Origin of the sequence: Maribacter sp. R86514 (assembly GCF_044597005.1) — a bacterium.
Lineage (GTDB): Bacteria > Bacteroidota > Bacteroidia > Flavobacteriales > Flavobacteriaceae > Maribacter.
In genome coordinates this window covers 946,109-962,922 of the sequence record NZ_CP138999.1, presented here as the reverse complement: position 1 = coordinate 962,922, position 16,814 = coordinate 946,109, and the positions used below count along the sequence as shown (strand labels likewise).

Annotated in this window: 16 protein-coding genes; 9 read left to right on the top strand and 7 right to left on the bottom strand. The window is 35.9% G+C overall.

Going from position 1 to position 16,814, the window contains the following annotated elements; genetic code table 11:
- Window positions 1-17: 17 nt before the first annotated feature.
- From SJY30_RS04250 to SJY30_RS04230, 5 genes are all read right to left on the bottom strand, one after another.
- On the bottom strand, window positions 18-725 hold the full coding sequence (locus SJY30_RS04250; protein WP_396634359.1) for a methyltransferase domain-containing protein: 708 nt from the start codon (window positions 723-725) through the stop codon (window positions 18-20).
- A complete protein-coding gene (locus SJY30_RS04245) occupies window positions 725-1,846 on the bottom strand; it encodes an NAD(P)/FAD-dependent oxidoreductase (RefSeq protein WP_396634358.1) in 1,122 nt (373 codons plus the stop codon). Before SJY30_RS04245 ends, SJY30_RS04250 begins: the two co-directional genes overlap by 1 nt.
- An 80-nt stretch (window positions 1,847-1,926) precedes the next feature.
- On the bottom strand, window positions 1,927-2,619 hold the full coding sequence (locus tag SJY30_RS04240; RefSeq protein WP_396634357.1) for an OmpA family protein: 693 nt from the start codon (window positions 2,617-2,619) through the stop codon (window positions 1,927-1,929).
- A 26-nt stretch (window positions 2,620-2,645) separates the two neighbouring features.
- Window positions 2,646-3,125 carry a lipocalin family protein gene (locus tag SJY30_RS04235; protein ID WP_396634356.1) on the bottom strand — a complete coding sequence of 160 codons (480 nt, stop codon included), beginning with the start codon at window positions 3,123-3,125 and terminating at the stop codon, window positions 2,646-2,648.
- 182 nt (window positions 3,126-3,307) lie between these two features.
- On the bottom strand, window positions 3,308-5,284 hold the full coding sequence (locus tag SJY30_RS04230) for a thiamine pyrophosphate-dependent enzyme (protein ID WP_396634355.1): 1,977 nt from the start codon (window positions 5,282-5,284) through the stop codon (window positions 3,308-3,310).
- A 122-nt stretch (window positions 5,285-5,406) separates the two neighbouring features.
- On the opposite strand from SJY30_RS04230, the gene SJY30_RS04225 reads away from it, so the two are divergent.
- From SJY30_RS04225 to SJY30_RS04200, 6 genes are all read left to right on the top strand, one after another.
- Window positions 5,407-6,357 carry an isopenicillin N synthase family dioxygenase gene (locus SJY30_RS04225; protein ID WP_396634354.1) on the top strand — a complete coding sequence of 317 codons (951 nt, stop codon included), beginning with the start codon at window positions 5,407-5,409 and terminating at the stop codon, window positions 6,355-6,357.
- 5 nt (window positions 6,358-6,362) lie between these two features.
- Window positions 6,363-6,692 carry a translation initiation factor gene (locus SJY30_RS04220; RefSeq protein ID WP_396634353.1) on the top strand — a complete coding sequence of 110 codons (330 nt, stop codon included), beginning with the start codon at window positions 6,363-6,365 and terminating at the stop codon, window positions 6,690-6,692.
- A 110-nt stretch (window positions 6,693-6,802) separates the two neighbouring features.
- On the top strand, window positions 6,803-7,735 hold the full coding sequence (locus SJY30_RS04215; protein ID WP_396634352.1) for a DUF1835 domain-containing protein: 933 nt from the start codon (window positions 6,803-6,805) through the stop codon (window positions 7,733-7,735).
- A gap of 2 nt (window positions 7,736-7,737) precedes the next feature.
- Window positions 7,738-8,604, top strand: coding sequence for a nucleoside phosphorylase (locus tag SJY30_RS04210; protein WP_396634351.1), 867 nt, complete (start codon window positions 7,738-7,740; stop codon window positions 8,602-8,604).
- A 54-nt stretch (window positions 8,605-8,658) separates the two neighbouring features.
- On the top strand, window positions 8,659-10,695 hold the full coding sequence (gene ppk1, locus SJY30_RS04205; RefSeq protein WP_396634350.1) for a polyphosphate kinase 1: 2,037 nt from the start codon (window positions 8,659-8,661) through the stop codon (window positions 10,693-10,695).
- Complete coding sequence (locus SJY30_RS04200; protein ID WP_396634349.1) at window positions 10,682-11,527, top strand: substrate-binding domain-containing protein; 846 nt, start codon at window positions 10,682-10,684, stop codon at window positions 11,525-11,527. Before ppk1 ends, SJY30_RS04200 begins: the two co-directional genes overlap by 14 nt.
- 1 nt (window position 11,528) lies before the next feature.
- On the opposite strand, the gene SJY30_RS04195 is transcribed toward SJY30_RS04200, so the two are convergent.
- Together SJY30_RS04195 and SJY30_RS04190 are read right to left on the bottom strand one after the other, a co-directional pair.
- The gene (locus SJY30_RS04195; RefSeq protein ID WP_396634348.1) at window positions 11,529-11,957 is read right to left on the bottom strand and encodes a response regulator; all 429 of its coding nucleotides are present in this window, start codon (window positions 11,955-11,957) and stop codon (window positions 11,529-11,531) included.
- Window positions 11,958-12,029: 72 nt separating this feature from the next.
- Window positions 12,030-12,695, bottom strand: coding sequence for a uracil-DNA glycosylase (locus SJY30_RS04190; protein WP_396634347.1), 666 nt, complete (start codon window positions 12,693-12,695; stop codon window positions 12,030-12,032).
- A gap of 157 nt (window positions 12,696-12,852) precedes the next feature.
- Here SJY30_RS04190 and SJY30_RS04185 point away from each other — a divergent pair, with 157 nt between their 5' ends.
- The 3 genes from SJY30_RS04185 to SJY30_RS04175 all read left to right on the top strand — a co-directional run bounded on the left by SJY30_RS04185 (window position 12,853) and on the right by SJY30_RS04175 (window position 16,810).
- Window positions 12,853-15,024, top strand: a complete 2,172-nt coding sequence (locus SJY30_RS04185) for a DNA mismatch repair protein MutS (RefSeq protein ID WP_396634346.1) — start codon at window positions 12,853-12,855, stop codon at window positions 15,022-15,024.
- A gap of 157 nt (window positions 15,025-15,181) precedes the next feature.
- On the top strand, window positions 15,182-15,586 hold the full coding sequence (locus SJY30_RS04180) for a thiol-disulfide oxidoreductase DCC family protein (RefSeq protein WP_396634345.1): 405 nt from the start codon (window positions 15,182-15,184) through the stop codon (window positions 15,584-15,586).
- A gap of 129 nt (window positions 15,587-15,715) precedes the next feature.
- A complete protein-coding gene (locus tag SJY30_RS04175; RefSeq protein ID WP_396634344.1) occupies window positions 15,716-16,810 on the top strand; it encodes a DUF748 domain-containing protein in 1,095 nt (364 codons plus the stop codon).
- Window positions 16,811-16,814: the final 4 nt, after the last annotated feature.

Sequence of the window (16,814 nt, the reverse complement as noted above, 5' to 3'; positions counted from 1 at the left end):
CTTAATCTTCAATCTACCTATTTATTTTTTAAAATCCATACATATCTAAAAGCCCATTTCCATTTAATGATATGAGATGCATTGGTAACCTGGGTAGCAAAATGCTGTAATTCTTCTTTTTTAAATGCCCTACGGATGGATAACAGTCCGTCTTTCTTTGCAATCTTCGTTTTAATGAAAAAGAAACTGAATGCTTTAAATAAATAATAGGCTATGGGACTACGCTCCAAATCATTTATGACCACCCCTAGTTTTGCGATATCTACGAACCGATTCACAAACTTAATTACGCCTTCATCCGAAAAATGATGCAAGGTCAAAGTCGTCATTACCACATCAACATCCCATCCAGAAAAATCAGCACTTAAGATGTCGGTATTCATGTAACTAATCTCAGGGTAATCCGCCGAATATTGCTTTGCTAATTGTAAGCCCTGTTCATTAAAATCTACACCAATCAATTTAAGGGCTACATTCCGCTTTCTTGCTTGTTCAGCTAGCTTTCTAAGCATAGTTCCTTCCGCACAACCCATGTCTAAAATCGTATACGATTCTTCACCTTCCTTTTCAAGTAACTCAAATACAGCATCTAAGGTAATACTATAGCCCCCAAGCAACCTATTTACCCTATTAATGTCTTGTAATATCGTTTCCAACTCATCAGTGGTACCTGAAAAGGTATCCATAATCTCCACTTCACTACTTCTTTGCGTAAAATCTACCATTATGATATTAGTTCTCCATGGGTTTTAGAAATAATAAACTTCAATAATGATTTCGATTTTCCGACGGATTTAATTCCCATGGATACTAATCTCTTATTCATTAAAATGCTCTGTAATTTTCTACCGAACCACAAACGTTTACCAAAAGCTTTTGACCAAGCCTTTTTATAATCTATTTCCAATTCATTGCGATTATAACCAGATTCGTTAACATATTTTAAAATCAACTCTGAAGCTATTTTTGCACTATGAATAGCCATGGCCATACCATTACCACAAAGTGGATGTATAAGCCCTGCCGTATCGCCACACATTAGCATGTGATCTACCACGTTATCTTTTTCGTCAAAGGCTATTTGAGCAATGGTCATAGGTTTCTCAAAAATAGGAGCTGCATTTGACAGAAACTCTTGTAAATATGGGTTTTCAGCAACCACAGCGGTATTGAAACTTTGAATATCCTTGTATTCTTTAAAACTTTCATAATTAACTAGATAACAAAAATTGACCGCTCCGGTTTCCGTTTTTGATAGTCCGCCATAACCACCATTAAAATTGTGTAAAGCCACTACATCTTCTTGAAAATCTTCAAGTTCATAATGTGCCTTAACCGCTAACCAAGATTGCTTTTTCTTACTGAAGTCTCTATTTAAAGTTTTATCAATAACAGAACGTTTACCATATGCACCTATGGCTATTTTAGAAGAATAGCATCCAAACTTAGTTCTGATGGTAAAAATGTTTTCTTTGAAAACTGTTTCAATCACTTTTTCAAAATAAAACCGTACACCAAGTTCCTGTGCTCTTAAGTATAACAATTGGTCAAGCGCATATCTACTTATACCAAATCCGCCCAAGGGTAAATCGGTCTCGGCAATATATCCGTCTGCTGTACTTATTTGAAATTGTGAAATATCCTTAGCCCCATTAGCCTTTAAGTCAACTCCTAATCGTTTTAAATACGGTTCAATTTCTTTAGATACATATTCACCGCAAACCTTATGATGTGGATATTGCTGCATTTCAATAACGGCGACATTCAATCCTTCCAAAGCCAAATGAATAGCAGCAGTCAAACCTGCCAATCCACCTCCAATAATTAGTATGCCATGCTCTTTCACTGCATGGAAGTTACACCAAAAACAAAAAAGCCCCGCAAATGCAGGGCTTTAATTTTAACTCAATACTAAATTTATGCTTCTTAGTTAGTTTGTGTTTGTGCTTCTTGTTTTAAAGACTCACTAGCAACAATTGCCAACTCTACGCGTCTATTTTTAGCTTTACCCTCAGTAGTAGTATTATCTCCAACAGGTTGTGCTTCTCCATACCATTTTGTATCAAAACGGCTTGCATCTATACCTTGACTGACCAAATAGTTCGTTACAGATTCGGCTCTTTGCTTTGACAAGTTTAAATTATACTCATCTGCACCGGCACTATCCGTATGTCCTTCAACCAAAATATTTGATTTTGGATATTCCTTGAATATACTTACCAATTTATTCAAAGTAGTTGCTGATGTACCTTGCACATTACTTTTGTTGGTATCAAAATAAACACCGGCATCTTCATTAAAAGTAACATTAATACCTTCACCAACACGTTTTACTTCCGCACCAGGAATTTCTTCTTCAATGCGCTCTGCTTGGCGGTCCATTCTATTACCAATGTAACCACCTGCAGCACCACCTATTGCGGCTCCTAAAATAGCACCAAGTGCGGTATTATTTCCGCTACCTACATTGTTACCCAATACCCCACCGATAACTGCTCCTCCCGATGCACCGATGACGGCTCCTTTTTGTGTTTTATTTGCGTTTTTTACTGTACTACAGCTCATGACCAAAGCAAGAGCAAGAAAGTAACTAGTTCTACGTAATATCATTGTTTTCATATGCTTATTTTAAATTTTAAGTAGGTTTATTTTTTACTGAATTCGTAAACGACATTTACCGGAGCGCCTTCTACCATGACATTAGATTTTAAAGTCATAGCATTTTCGGTTAGGTTTTCAATATTTAATCGGTAACCTGCACCTCCAGAAATATCTTGATTTTTTGCATTTATAAATTTAAACTGCAATTGACTGGTGTAGTTTTCTTCACGCTCCACAACAGACCATCTAATGTAACGATCTCCACCGGTACAAAATGTTGATGGGGCAATTGTATATCGACCCGTACTATTGTTATCACGAAAGAACCACTCACTGCCTTCTAGGCATATATCTTCCACATCATTGAATAATACAGCTTTTACATTTCCAGTATTCCCTTCAAAAGAAACATTGTTCAATGCCCATGTGCCGCTTAATAGGTTGCGTTTTGCTCTAGCGTCTTTAGACACTGAACATGAAAATGCCAGAAGTACCGTTGCAAAAAGTAAAATTATTTTTTTCATAAATAAAATTGTTTAGGTTTAATCTTTATACGTTTAATGTATTTTACTGGACTATGAAATATTAATTTTTCGACCAATAACACTGCAAAGATGCCTCTAAACAATGCTACTTATTACCTCTTTCAACAAAATTGTTGACCGGTTTACGACCTATAAGAATATGAAGTGCTTAGTTGACTCAATCAGTAAGCAATCAGTTCCTTCAAATCAGATTCAAATCTAGACTTGGCAAGGTATTGCTGTTCTAAGTTAGCATCAAAAGGAATAGGAGTTTCCAAACTACCCACTCTTTTAATGGGTCCATCTAAATACTCAAAGCAATTTTCCATTACCATAGCAGAAATATCACTGGCAATACCACCAAACAAGCTATCTTCTTGAAGAATAATCAATTTTCCTGTTCTTACGACTGAATCATAAATAGCCTTGGTATCCAAAGGCTGTAAGGTTCTTAAATCTAAAAGGTCTGCTCGTATTTCTGGATTATTCTCCAAAGTTTCTAATGCCCAATGCACACCAGCACCATAGGTTACAATGCTAACCTGATCACCTTGTTTTAAAAGACTTGCCTTACCTAATGGTAACGAATAGTAATCTACAGGGACTTCTTGATAGATACTTCTGTACAATGTCTTGTGCTCAAAAAACAGAACAGGGTTCGGATCTTCGATTGCAGTGGTCAACAAACCTTTTGCATCATAAGGAAATGCAGGATAGACTACTTTTAGACCGGGAGTTTTAGTGAACCACGCTTCATTAGTTTGTGAATGAAATGGTCCGGCAGCAACACCACCACCACAAGGCATTCTAATTACAACATCTGCTTTTTCGCCCCAACGGTAATGACTCTTCGCTAAATAATTAACTATAGAGTTAAATCCGCTACTTGCAAAATCTGCAAATTGCATCTCCACAACCGCCTTCATTCCGTTAATGGATAATCCCATAGCTGCCGATACAATTGCCGACTCACAGATGGGTGTATTACGTACGCGCTCTTTGCCAAAGTCATTTACAAAACCGTCGGTTATTTTAAATACACCACCATACTCTGCAACGTCTTGCCCCATGATGACAAGATTGTCAAATTTCTTCATAGACTGTCGCAACCCTTCAGAAATAGCATCGACTAGACGAATATTGGTTACAAATCTACTTGGTCTAATTTCTTTTAAATCAAATTTTTGATATACCTCACTTAATTCTTTACTTTCATTAGGTGTAATCGTATCTTCACTAAAGGCTATTCTTAGATGTTCATCTATTTCAGCCTGAATATCTGCCTTGTAATTGGCTATACTTTCTTCAGTCAACAACTTCTCGTCAATAAGATATTGGGTATAATTCTCTAAGGGATCTTTCTCTGCCCAAGTATCTAAAAGCTCTTGAGGTACATATTTTGTTCCGCTTGCTTCTTCATGCCCTCGCATGCGAAAAGTTTTAAATTCTAACAACACCGGTCTTGGATTTATTCTCATATCCCTAACCAAATGAGAGACTTTAAAGAAAACTTCTAGGACATTATTACCGTCGATGATATGGGATTCCATTCCGTAAGCGACACCTTTATCCGCAATATTTTTACAACGAAATTGCTCTTCTACAGGAGTTGATAATCCATAGCCATTATTCTCTACACAGAAAAGCACAGGTAAATCCCACACAGAGGCCACATTCAGCGCTTCATGAAAATCTCCTTCGCTGGTTCCTCCTTCCCCTGTAAATACAGCGGTAACCTTCTTTTCCTTTTTTAATTTATGTGCAAGTGCTATACCATCTGCCACCCCTAATTGCGGACCTAAATGTGATATCATCCCTACAATCTTAAAATCTTGTGTGCCAAAATGAAAACTACGATCTCGCCCCTGGGTGAATCCACTTGCCTTTCCCTGCCATTGCGCGAATAATCTATACAACGGAATCTCTCTTGTCGTAAAGACTCCGAGGTTTCTGTGCATGGGAAGTATGTATTCCTCACTACTTAAGGCAGAAGTAACACCTATGGAAATTGCTTCTTGACCAATGCCACTAAACCATTTAGAAACCTTGCCTTGACGTAGCAAAATCAACATTTTCTCCTCAATCATACGAGGTTTAAGCATTGATTTATAAAGTGTTAACTTAATATCTTGAGCTACTTTAAAATCGGTGTAATTCATTAATCTGGTCAGTTTATGCTATTAAAATATAAATGTAACAAAAATGCTTATAGCAAGTATCGATTATAACAACGCTTATAAATGGACAATAATTATTAATTTTACGTAAAATCTTTTAAAGTATGAGTTTAGTACCTAGTGTTGATTTGACGGATTTTCTTTCGGAAGACCCAAAAAGAAAACAAAAGTTTATTGATGAAATTGGAAAAGCATTTGAAGATATAGGATTCGTAGCATTAAGCGGACATTTTTTATCCGAGGAATTTGTGGATACCTTATATTCGGAAATTATGGAATTCTTTGATTTACCTAGTGATGTAAAAGATGGATATGAAATAGAAGGTATTGGTGGGCAACGCGGTTATACTTCATTTGGTAAGGAGCACGCTAAAGGTAGAAAAGAAGGCGATTTAAAAGAGTTTTGGCATTTTGGACAATATGTAGAAGATAATGATGAATTAGAAAAGGAATATCCTGCAAACGTCATAGTAAAAGAACTTCCAAAATTCAACGAAGTAGGAAAAGAAACTTACAAAAGACTAGAGAAAACCGCTAGATACGTGTTAAGGGCTTTGGCTTTACATTTAAATTTAGATGAATTTTATTTCGATGATTTCATTAAAAATGGAAATTCAATCTTGCGACCTATACATTATCCACCAATTACATCTGAACCTAAAAACGCAGTAAGAGCCGCAGCGCACGGAGACATTAATCTTATAACCCTATTGATGGGCGCGCATGGAAAAGGATTGCAGGTACAAAACCATGACGGAGAATGGGTCGATGCCATTGCTAGACCAGATCAATTAATGATCAACGTTGGCGACATGCTTTCTCGCCTTACAAACAACAAACTTTTGTCTACCATACATCAAGTAGTTAATCCGCCAAGAGAACTATGGGGCACATCTAGATATTCTGTTCCATTTTTCATGCACCCTGTTAGTGAGATGCCTTTAAATTGCCTGGAGAACTGCATTGACGAAGACCACCCCAAGCTGTACGAAGATATTACAGCTGGCGAATTTTTGCATGAAAGATTAATAGATCTTGGGTTAATTAAAAAGTAATTATTATGGATCTTAAAGACCAGTTAAAGAACTTATTTCCCGATCATGAGGCTGAGGAAACTCCCGTTGAAAAATTAACGGATAACCCTATTTGGCTTCAAGATGACCCTATTATATGCAAGTATGAAAAACGTAAAGGCAAACCGATAACAATTTTAGAAGGATACAACGGCGCCGATGAAGATTTTAAGAAACTAGCCAAAGAATTGAAGACCAAACTTAGTGTAGGAGGCAGTTTTAAGGATAATAAAATTATTATTCAGGGCGATTATAGGGATAAAATTATGGCAATACTTAAAGATAAAGGCTTTTCTGTGAAGCGAGTAGGTGGTTAAATATCTAAAAATTCTACCTTAAAATTTCTATTTGCTTTCTGTTAAATAATTTTATAACGTTGTTATTAGTATTATTTTTAATCTAACAAACAACCTAAAACAAACCTGGTATGAGTTCTCTCTTGCACATAACCAATGGCGATGTTTTCACCGAACGTCTTCAAAATTTGAAAATAGATGGCGATGTCATTACATGGCGCGAAATGCTATGCGAAGGACAAACGCTACCTAATGTGGGTACGGAATCTTTTTGGAAAGCTCGTTTTGAGTTCCTTCATAAAAATTATAAGGTTTCTAAATCTTGGTTCATAGAAAAGACCCTAAAAGAATACAGGTCTTTATGTAGCCACAAACAACAAGACCACATCGTGCTTTGGTTCGAGTATGATCTTTTTTGTCAGGTAAACATGCTTGCTGTAATTAGCTGGTTGTTAACGCACAGAAAATACGCCCAAATATCATTGGTCTGTAGCGGTAAAGAAGACAATACCGATAAATTATATAGTCTTAACGAACTTTCTGACCAACAATTAATGGGGCTATATAACAATAAAAAGGTGTTGTCACAAGATGATACGGAGTACGCAGATTATGTATGGCAATTATATTGCAGCAACAATCCTATTCGTTTAGAAAACTTAACGGACTTTGAAAATTATCAATTTGATTACCTAGGTGATGCCGTTAAGACTCATTTAAAACGTTTCCCTAGCATCAACAACGGTTTAAATGAAATGGAGAATACCATTTTACAACTTGCAATTGACAGGAAACCAAAATCAAAAACGGAATACATGGATGTTATACTTAAAAACCAGGGTAACCTCGGTTTTTCTAACACACAATATGACCGTGCAATAACAAGGCTGAAACCGTTAATTACAAGTCTTAACCCTGTTCGTCTTTCTAAAAAAGGAAAGGAGATTTTAGATGGTCAAACCAGCTATTATTCTTGTATTCAAGACAACGACGTGTATTTAGGGGGTGCTTTAAAGTACAATTTCCTTTACAATACCAATACTAACCGAATCTTAAAATTATAAGCATGCAACTAAAGCCTGCTGAGCTAGTCATCAACGAAGATGGCAGCATCTACCACCTTAACTTACTACCAGAAGATATTGCAAACACTATCATTACTGTAGGTGACCCAGATAGGGTTCATCAGGTATCTCAACATTTTGATACTATTGAAGTAAAGAAAGGAAAGCGTGAGTTTCACACCCATACGGGACATTTAAACGGCAAACGCATTTCAGTTATTTCTACAGGTATCGGTACAGACAATATCGATATCGTTTTAAACGAATTAGACGCCCTAGTAAATGTAGATTTTCAATCTAGAACGCTTAAAGAAAAACATACTTCTTTAAATATCATTAGAATCGGTACAACGGGTGCCATACAACCAGATATTCCCATAGATTCTTTTTTGATCAGTAAATATTCTATTGGGTTTGATGGCTTATTGCACTTTTATGAGCATGATAAAATCAACTTTCCAGATATAGAAGATGAATTTATCGCACATACCTCTTGGGATTCTTATAAAGCGAGACCATACGTACTCTCTTACTCAGAAAAACTTGGCAAATTGTTTAGCGATAATCGTATACGATTAGGTTTCACGGCAACAAATACCGGGTTCTACGGTCCACAACAACGCCAATTAAGAATTAAGCCTAGCCAAATGGAATTAATGGAGAAGTTATCGACCTTCAAATTCAAAGAGCTTAAATTAACCAACCTAGAAATGGAAACTTCAGGTATCTATGCCTTGGCACAACTCTTAGGTCATGAGGCGGTTTCTATGAATTGTATTTTAGCCAATAGATCAACAGGAGAATTTTCAGTTACGCCTACAGAATCGGTTGATTGGTTAATAGAATTTTGCTTGAACCGATTGGCTTAACATACTTTTACAATATTTTGATATTGTACTTCTTATTTTTACGCAAACCTTATCATGAAAAAAGACAACTTTAAGCATAGAGACATAAATTGGCTTTATTTTAATGAACGTGTTTTGCTTGAAGCAAAAAGTACCGACACGCCATTATTGGAGCGACTTAAATTTCTAGCAATTTTTTCATCCAATTTAGATGAGTATTTTAAAGTTCGTGTTTCGCAGTTGCGTCAAATTAAGCATTTAGATAAAAAGTTTCGCAAGAAATTAATGTTCAAGGCCAACACCACGTTACAGCATATACTTAAAACAATTAATGAGCAGCAAATTGAATTTGGTAATGTAATCAAAGCTACACTTGCTGAATTGGAAACACATCATATATATGTTCGCAACCTCTCTAACTTTACCAACGAACAAAAGCAATTCTTAAAATCGTTATTTGACGAACGTATAGAAGAATTTTGTGCGGTCCACAAAGAAAACTTAGAATTAACCGATGGAGCCCTTTATTTAGCTGTTGCTCACCCTAATCAAGAATATAGTATTGTTGAGATACCAACCCAAGATCAAGACAGATTTATAAGTTTACCTGGAGCCGGACACCAATTTTGCTATTTAGATGATGCCATTCGATTGAATATTCAAAAATTAATACCTCAAAAAGAAATTGTTGGCTGCTATTCTATTAAACTTTCAAGGGATGCTGAACTCTATTTAGAAGATGACTATTCTGATGTAGAATTAGTCGAAAAAATCTATAATTCGCTAGATAAACGTTTATACGGACAAGCAACGCGTTTACTTTATGACGAAGCAATGCCCAATTGGTTGCTAGAATCATTGAAGAGGGATTTTAAATTGGGAACCGTTGATTTATCACCCGGTGGAGCATATCATAATTTGTCTGATTTCTTTTCTTTTCCACTTCCGGAAGGAACGGAACATTTACAATATCAGGATAAACCAGCTTTATCACATCCAAATTTATCTACAACCGAAAATATCTTTGATTGCATAGCTGCAAAAGACCAATTGGTACATTTTCCATATCAAGATTTTAAGGTAGTGGAAGATTTCTTGACCGCAGCAGCTACAGACCCTATGGTCACCACTATAAAAATGACTATCTACCGTATTGCAAAAACCTCTACGCTAGCAGATGCTATTTTAACTGCATTGGATAATAATAAAGAGGTCACTTTATTTGTAGAAGCCCAGGCTAGGTTTGACGAAGCAAATAATATAAAATGGGGACGCATTTTTGAGGAAAAGGGAGCCAAAGTCATTTTTAGTATCCCTCAAGTAAAAGTACATTCTAAAATTGCAATGGTTTTCAGAAATGAAGATGACAAAGTAAAACGATACGCATACATAGGTACTGGTAATTTCAATGCTAAAACTTCCAAAATATATTGTGATCACGGGCTATTCACCGCCAACAAAAAAATAACCAAAGATTTAGGGCAGGTTTTTCAGGTTTTGGAGCGAAAAATAATAGTTCCAAAGCTAAAACGTTTATTGGTTTCTCCTTTTACCACCAGAATTACATTTTTAAATCTAATTCAAAACGAAATAAATACTGCACGAGAAGGCAAAAAAGCAGCCATTACCGCAAAAATGAACAGCCTTGAGGATTCTGATATGATCAGGGCATTGTACCGAGCCGTTAATGCTGGTGTAGAAGTAAGACTGATCGTTAGGGGATTCTGTTGCTATTTGACCGCCAATGATGATCTTAGTGAGGGTATGAAAGATAATGTTTACATCACTAGTATTGTAGATCGCTATTTGGAACACGGCAGAATTTACCTGTTCGAAAATGAAGGCGATGAATTAATGTATATTGGTTCTGCAGACTGGATGACCCGTAACCTAGACCGAAGAATTGAGGTTTTAACGCCTATACTAGATGCTGATATTTTTGAGGAATTAAAGCACATTTTAACCTTGCAGTTAAATGACAACCAAAAAGCCCGTGTATTAGACTTAGAAAACACCAACACAAAAGTAGCGCAATTACCCAATGAAGAAAGTATACGCTCTCAGTATGCCATTTACGATTACCTTAAAAACAAACTAGATGAAAACCGTTAGAATTATAGGTGTACCAGAACATTTTAATCTTCCTTGGCACTTGGCTATCGAAGAAGGGGCTTTTGAAGAAAGAGGAATTAATTTAGAATGGACTGAAATACCCGAAGGTACAGGTAGAATGAGTGAAATGCTTAAAAATAAGGATACCGACCTTGCAATCATCTTGACCGAAGGTATTGTAAAAAGCATCACTGAAGGCAATGAAGTGAAATTTATACAAGAATATATTGCCTCTCCCCTTCTTTGGGGTATTCATGTAGATGCTAAAAGACCTTTTACTGCGCTAACCGATTTAAAGGATACTACGGCTGCTATTAGTCGTTATGGTAGCGGAAGCCACCTCATGTCTTACGTTCAAGCCACAGAGATGGGTTGGGATATCAAAAAATTGAAATTTGAATTGGTGAACAATCTCGATGGTGCCGTTCAAAGTTTATCTTCTGGTAGTGCCGATTATTTTATGTGGGAACGTTTTACCACTAAACCCCTAGTAGATAGCGGTGTTTTTAAACATTTAGGTAATTGCCCTACACCATGGCCTTGTTTCGTTTTGGTAGGTACTGATTCATTTTTAAAAGAAAACGAAAGTATATTGAATCATATACTTGAAATCATTAACATGTATACCGTCGAGTTCAAACAAATACCTAGTATAGATGCTACCTTAGCCAATAGATATCATCAAAAGTTAGAGGATATACAAGAATGGTTGCAATTTACGCAATGGAGCCAAAAGCAACTACCGGAAAATACCTTGAAAAGAGTTCAGCATACTTTGAAGGAACTAAATTTAATAGACAAAATAGTTCCCGTATCAGAAATATTAAAGTAAACTAGATTGCCGCTAAGCTAAAATGTTTTTGAATCAACGCTTTAAACGTATCATCGGAAAGAGGTTTTTGAGCAAAATCGGCAATATACTTATTGGCAATTGCGCGCTCTTTATCTTCTTTGTTATCACTTATGGTAACTAGAACTATCGTGATTTGCTCTTTTAATTTTTTAGGTACAAGATCCTCGTAAGCATCCATAAATTGCCAACCATCCATAACCGGCATTCTCAAATCCAACATGACCATACATGGCAATTCTAATTGCTCTTGACCTTTACCGAGAATGAAGTCTATGGCTTCTTGGCCATTTAACGCAGAATTGATGTTTACATCCATATCCAATTTATTAATAAAGATGGAATGTAAGAAGTTGCTCGCATCGTCATCATCTACCAACAAAATGGTATTTAACCTGTCTAAATTATTCATAATGAGTTGTTATTAAGTTAGAAACCCAAAATTGTACCCCAAAGTACAATCAAAGTCTAATAAATATCTAACTTACCAAGTTATGCTTTTATTGTATACATCATCCAATATTTTATTACACGACGAAAAATGTTGGTTTCCAAACCAATATCCACGATTGGCACTTAAAGGTGAAGGGTGACCTGATGACAATATAACATGTTTTTCTGCATCTATAAGTTTCATTTTCTTCTTTGCAAAGCCTCCCCACAACATAAAAACGATTTTTTCGCTATTTTCTGAGAGTTTTGAAATAACTGCATCGGTAAAAATCTCCCAACCTTGTTTTTGATGGCTTCCGGCTTCATGCGCCCTAACCGTAAGCGTAGCATTTAATAGCAAAACACCTTGTTCGGCCCATCGCTCTAGATTTCCGCTTTCAGGATAGGGAATATTTAAATCGCTTTCAATCTCCTTAAAAATGTTTACTAACGAAGGTGGATGCTTTATACCGTCTTTTACAGAAAAACACAATCCATTCGCCTGTTCAGGACCATGATAAGGGTCTTGACCAATAATTACTACTTTGGTATCCGGAAAAGCGCAATAATTAAAAGCTGAAAAAATATCAGAAAATTTAGGATAACACGTGTATTGGTTATATTCTTTTTGCACAAATTGCATCAAGTTTTTAAAATAAGGCTTATCAAATTCTTGCTCCAATTGATTTTTCCAACTTTTATCCAATTCTATATCCATAGCTTTTCTCTTAAACCGATTTAAAATCAAAGTTACTATTAACCTTGTCGTAAATCAATGCCTATTCAATATCGCCCAACTTCCACTGAGTTCAGCGTATTCAAGTTTATAAAATTTCATTGTCAATGCGTACCTTTGCAATTCATTTAAATAGAACGTGGCAAACATACATACGAAAACATTACAAGATTTAGAATTCCCTTCTGTATTACAACAAATTTCTGCGCGTTGCCATACTGAACTAGGTAAACAAGCGGCATTGGAAATTGCTCCGTTTATTACTGGCGAGGTCATTAAAGTAGAACTAGGCAAAACAGCAGAATATTTATCGTCGCTAATTAGTGAAAACCGAATTCCCAATCATGGTTTCGACGCTATTAATGCCGACCTGAAACTTCTAAAAATTGAAAATACAACGCTAGAGTTACAAGGATTCAAAAGAATTGCAAGCATATGTACCACAGTTGTTCAGCATCAGAAATTCTTTAAAAAATTTAAAGAGTATTATCCGCTTTTATATGATTTTGCCATAGCATTGGAACAGAATACCGAAATTCCCATATTGATCAATAATGTTATCGATCGGTTCGGAGAGGTCAAGGATAATGCATCTAACGAGTTATTTGTCATTAGAAGGCAAATTAATGCCGTTCGTGGAAAAATAAGCCAAAGCTTCGGCTCTGCATTGAACACCTACCAATCATCAGATTATTTAGATGAAATTAGGGAGTCTGTAGTGGAAAATAGACGAGTTTTAGCGGTTAAGGCAATGTATCGCAAGAAAGTGAAGGGTGCCGTAATGGGTACTTCTAAAACCGGGAGCATCGTCTACATTGAACCTGAAGCTGCTCTAAAATATAGTCGCGAACTCAATAATCTGGAATTTGAAGAGAAGGAAGAGGTTCAGCGCATACTTAAACAATTAACGAACCAAATAAGACCATTTAGAGCGCTTTTAAGCGACTATCAGAATTATTTAACTCAAGTAGACGTAATTGCCGCAAAAGCAAAGTACGCAGAAGATATTAACGCCCTATTGCCAAAAATCAATTCTGACAACAGATTGTTTTTGCGAGATGCATATCATCCACTGCTTTTTTTAAATAATAAGCGCAAAGGTGAAAAGACCTATCCGCAAACAATTGAACTGCATGACGAAAATAGAATCATAGTCATTTCCGGTCCCAATGCTGGCGGTAAGAGTATAACATTAAAAACCATAGGTCTACTTCAAGTAATGCTTCAAAGCGGAATGTTGATTCCCGTTCATGAGAGAAGTGAAGTTTGCTTTTTCAAAAAGATTCTAACGGATATTGGAGACAACCAAAGTATTGAAAATCATTTAAGTACATACAGTTACCGCTTAAAGAACATGAACCAATTCTTAAAGCGTTGCGATAATAACACTTTATTCCTTATCGACGAATTTGGTACTGGAAGTGATCCAGAATTAGGCGGTGCCCTTGCCGAGGCTTTCTTGGAAGTGTTCTACGAAAGAGGCTCATACGGCGTAATCACAACTCATTACGCTAATTTAAAAGCATTGGCCAACGAATTACCGCACGTAACCAATGCAAACATGCTTTTTGATGGTAAAACACTAGAACCTACCTTTCAATTGATTTTAGGACAAGCAGGAAGTTCGTTTACATTTGAGGTTGCCCAAAAGAACGGCATTCCCTATTCTCTCATTAACAAAGCCAAAAAGAAAATAGAGCGCGGCAAAGTTAGGTTCGATGCTACTATTGCCAAACTGCAAAAAGAACGGAGTAAAATGGCACAAACGGGCTCAAGGTTAAAAGAGGAAGAAAACAAGGCCAGGGAAGAGAACGAAAGATTGGAAAAGCTAAATGCTAAGATAAAATCTAAACTAGAAAACTACCAAGAACTTTATGATCATGACCAGCGTATGATTCAACTGGGCAATAAAGTTAATGTTGCCGCAGATAAATATTTTCAGGATAACAAAAAAAGACCTTTGGTTTCAGAATTATTGAGAATCGTTGAAACCGAAAATAGCAAGCGAAAGAAGAAATCTGCAAATCAAGCCAAGGCTGAGCGAGCTAAAAAAGCAAAGGTGGCTCAAGAAGTTCAAAAAGAAGTAAAGGTTATTCGTGAGAAGAAGAAGGTTGAAAAGAAAAAAGCCATTTTCAAGGAAAAGAATAAACCAAGACCTGTTTTTAAAATTGGTGACAGAGTTCGTATGTTAGATGGTAAAGCTGTAGGCAGTATAGATTCGCTTGAAAAAGGGAAAGCTATTGTCAACTATGGCATATTTACTACCAATGTTAGTGTAGACCAACTTGAAATGGTCCAAAAGAAGAAATAACGCTATATTTCAGCTAGTTACAAATAATCGTATACGATTATTATGGGTTTTTAAAACTACTTTTAGTAGTCATTTCCATTTAATTTTGGAATAATAATCGCGATTTATTATAGAAATGTTATGAGTTGTTGATTAAAAATTGTTTTAATTTTACAAGGTGAATTCAAATAAAAAAATCATTCTTTTTGATGGTGTTTGCAACCTATGCAACAGTAGTGTTCAATTTGCTATAAAGCGAGATGAAAATGATGTTTTTAGATATGCTGCTATTCAAAGTGAAACTGGCGAAAGGTTATTGACCGAACGAAATATAGATACCAATAAAATTGATTCCATCATTCTTATTGAACCCAATATCGCCTATTACACAAAATCTACCGCTGCGCTGGAAATCGGGAAAGATCTGAAAGGACTTCGCACTATTTCATCCATTTTACTTTGGCTTCCCGAGTCATTTAGGAATATCGTATACGATTTTATTGCCGCAAATAGGTACAAATGGTACGGTAAAAAAGAGGCTTGTATGGTTCCTACTAAAGAACTGAAAAACAAATTCTTATAATTAGTATTTATCAGCGGGTTGCACCTTTTTTAATTCTGATATTAAAACTTTTATCTCAATCACCCCATAATTCTATACTTCTCATTTCATTGCCTTATATTCTGGTCGTTGGATATTAAAGTGAATAGTATGAGCAAAGTAAAGAGAAAACGCTACAAGAAGAAAAGATATGTATTACCGGTAGTATTCATATTACTTGTTATTATTATTCGTTTGTCTCTCCCCTATCTTGTAAAAGATTATGTTAATAAAGTTCTTGCAGATATACCTGGTTATTATGGTCATGTTGAAGATATCGATATTTCGTTAATCAGAGGAGCATATACTATACACGGTATGTTTCTAAATACTGTTGAGGGTAATACTGAAATACCTTTTTTAGATTTTAAGAAAACCGATATCTCTGTTGAATGGAATGCTTTGTTCAAAGGTAGAATCGTTAGTGAAATTGAAATGCAGCAACCTACGATTATTTACGTTTTTGAAGATCAACAACAAGACACCACCACAGTAGCAGATACGAAAGATTGGACCAAAGCCTTAACTGATCTGGTGCCAATCGATATTAATCAATTAACTATAAAAGATGGAAAATTTGCTTTTGTACAACTGCAAGCGAACCCAAATATCGATTTAAATTTAACCAATGTACAGTTAACCGCTTCTAACTTAAGAAATGTTATAGAAAAGAGCAGGACTTTACCTTCGTCCATTAACGCGACCGCAATTTCCATCGGTAACGGAGATGTATATCTAGACGGCAAAATGAATTTGGTAAAGGAAATACCAGATATGGATATCGAATTTGGTTTGGAGAATGCCAATGCTAAAGCACTTAACGATTTTACAAACCATTACGCCGGTATAGACTTCGATGAAGGTTCTTTTGATCTATTCGGAGAACTTGCCATTGCCGACGGTTACATGAAGGGCTCTTTTAAACCTATTTTAAAGAATGCCAAGCTAATCGGAAAGGATGATGGTTTTCTTAAAACCCTATGGGAAGGATTTGTAGGCTTTTTCAAATTCGTTCTAAAAAACCACAAAAAAGATACTCTTGCCACCAAGATACCCGTTGAGGGCAATTTAAACAATGTTAAAACCCGAGTTTTGCCTACGATAACAAGAATATTTAGAAATGCATGGATTCAAGCTTACAAAGATGTCATTGATGACGATCTTGATTACCAAGATGCCACGCAAGGTGCAGATATGCGTAAATGATAAA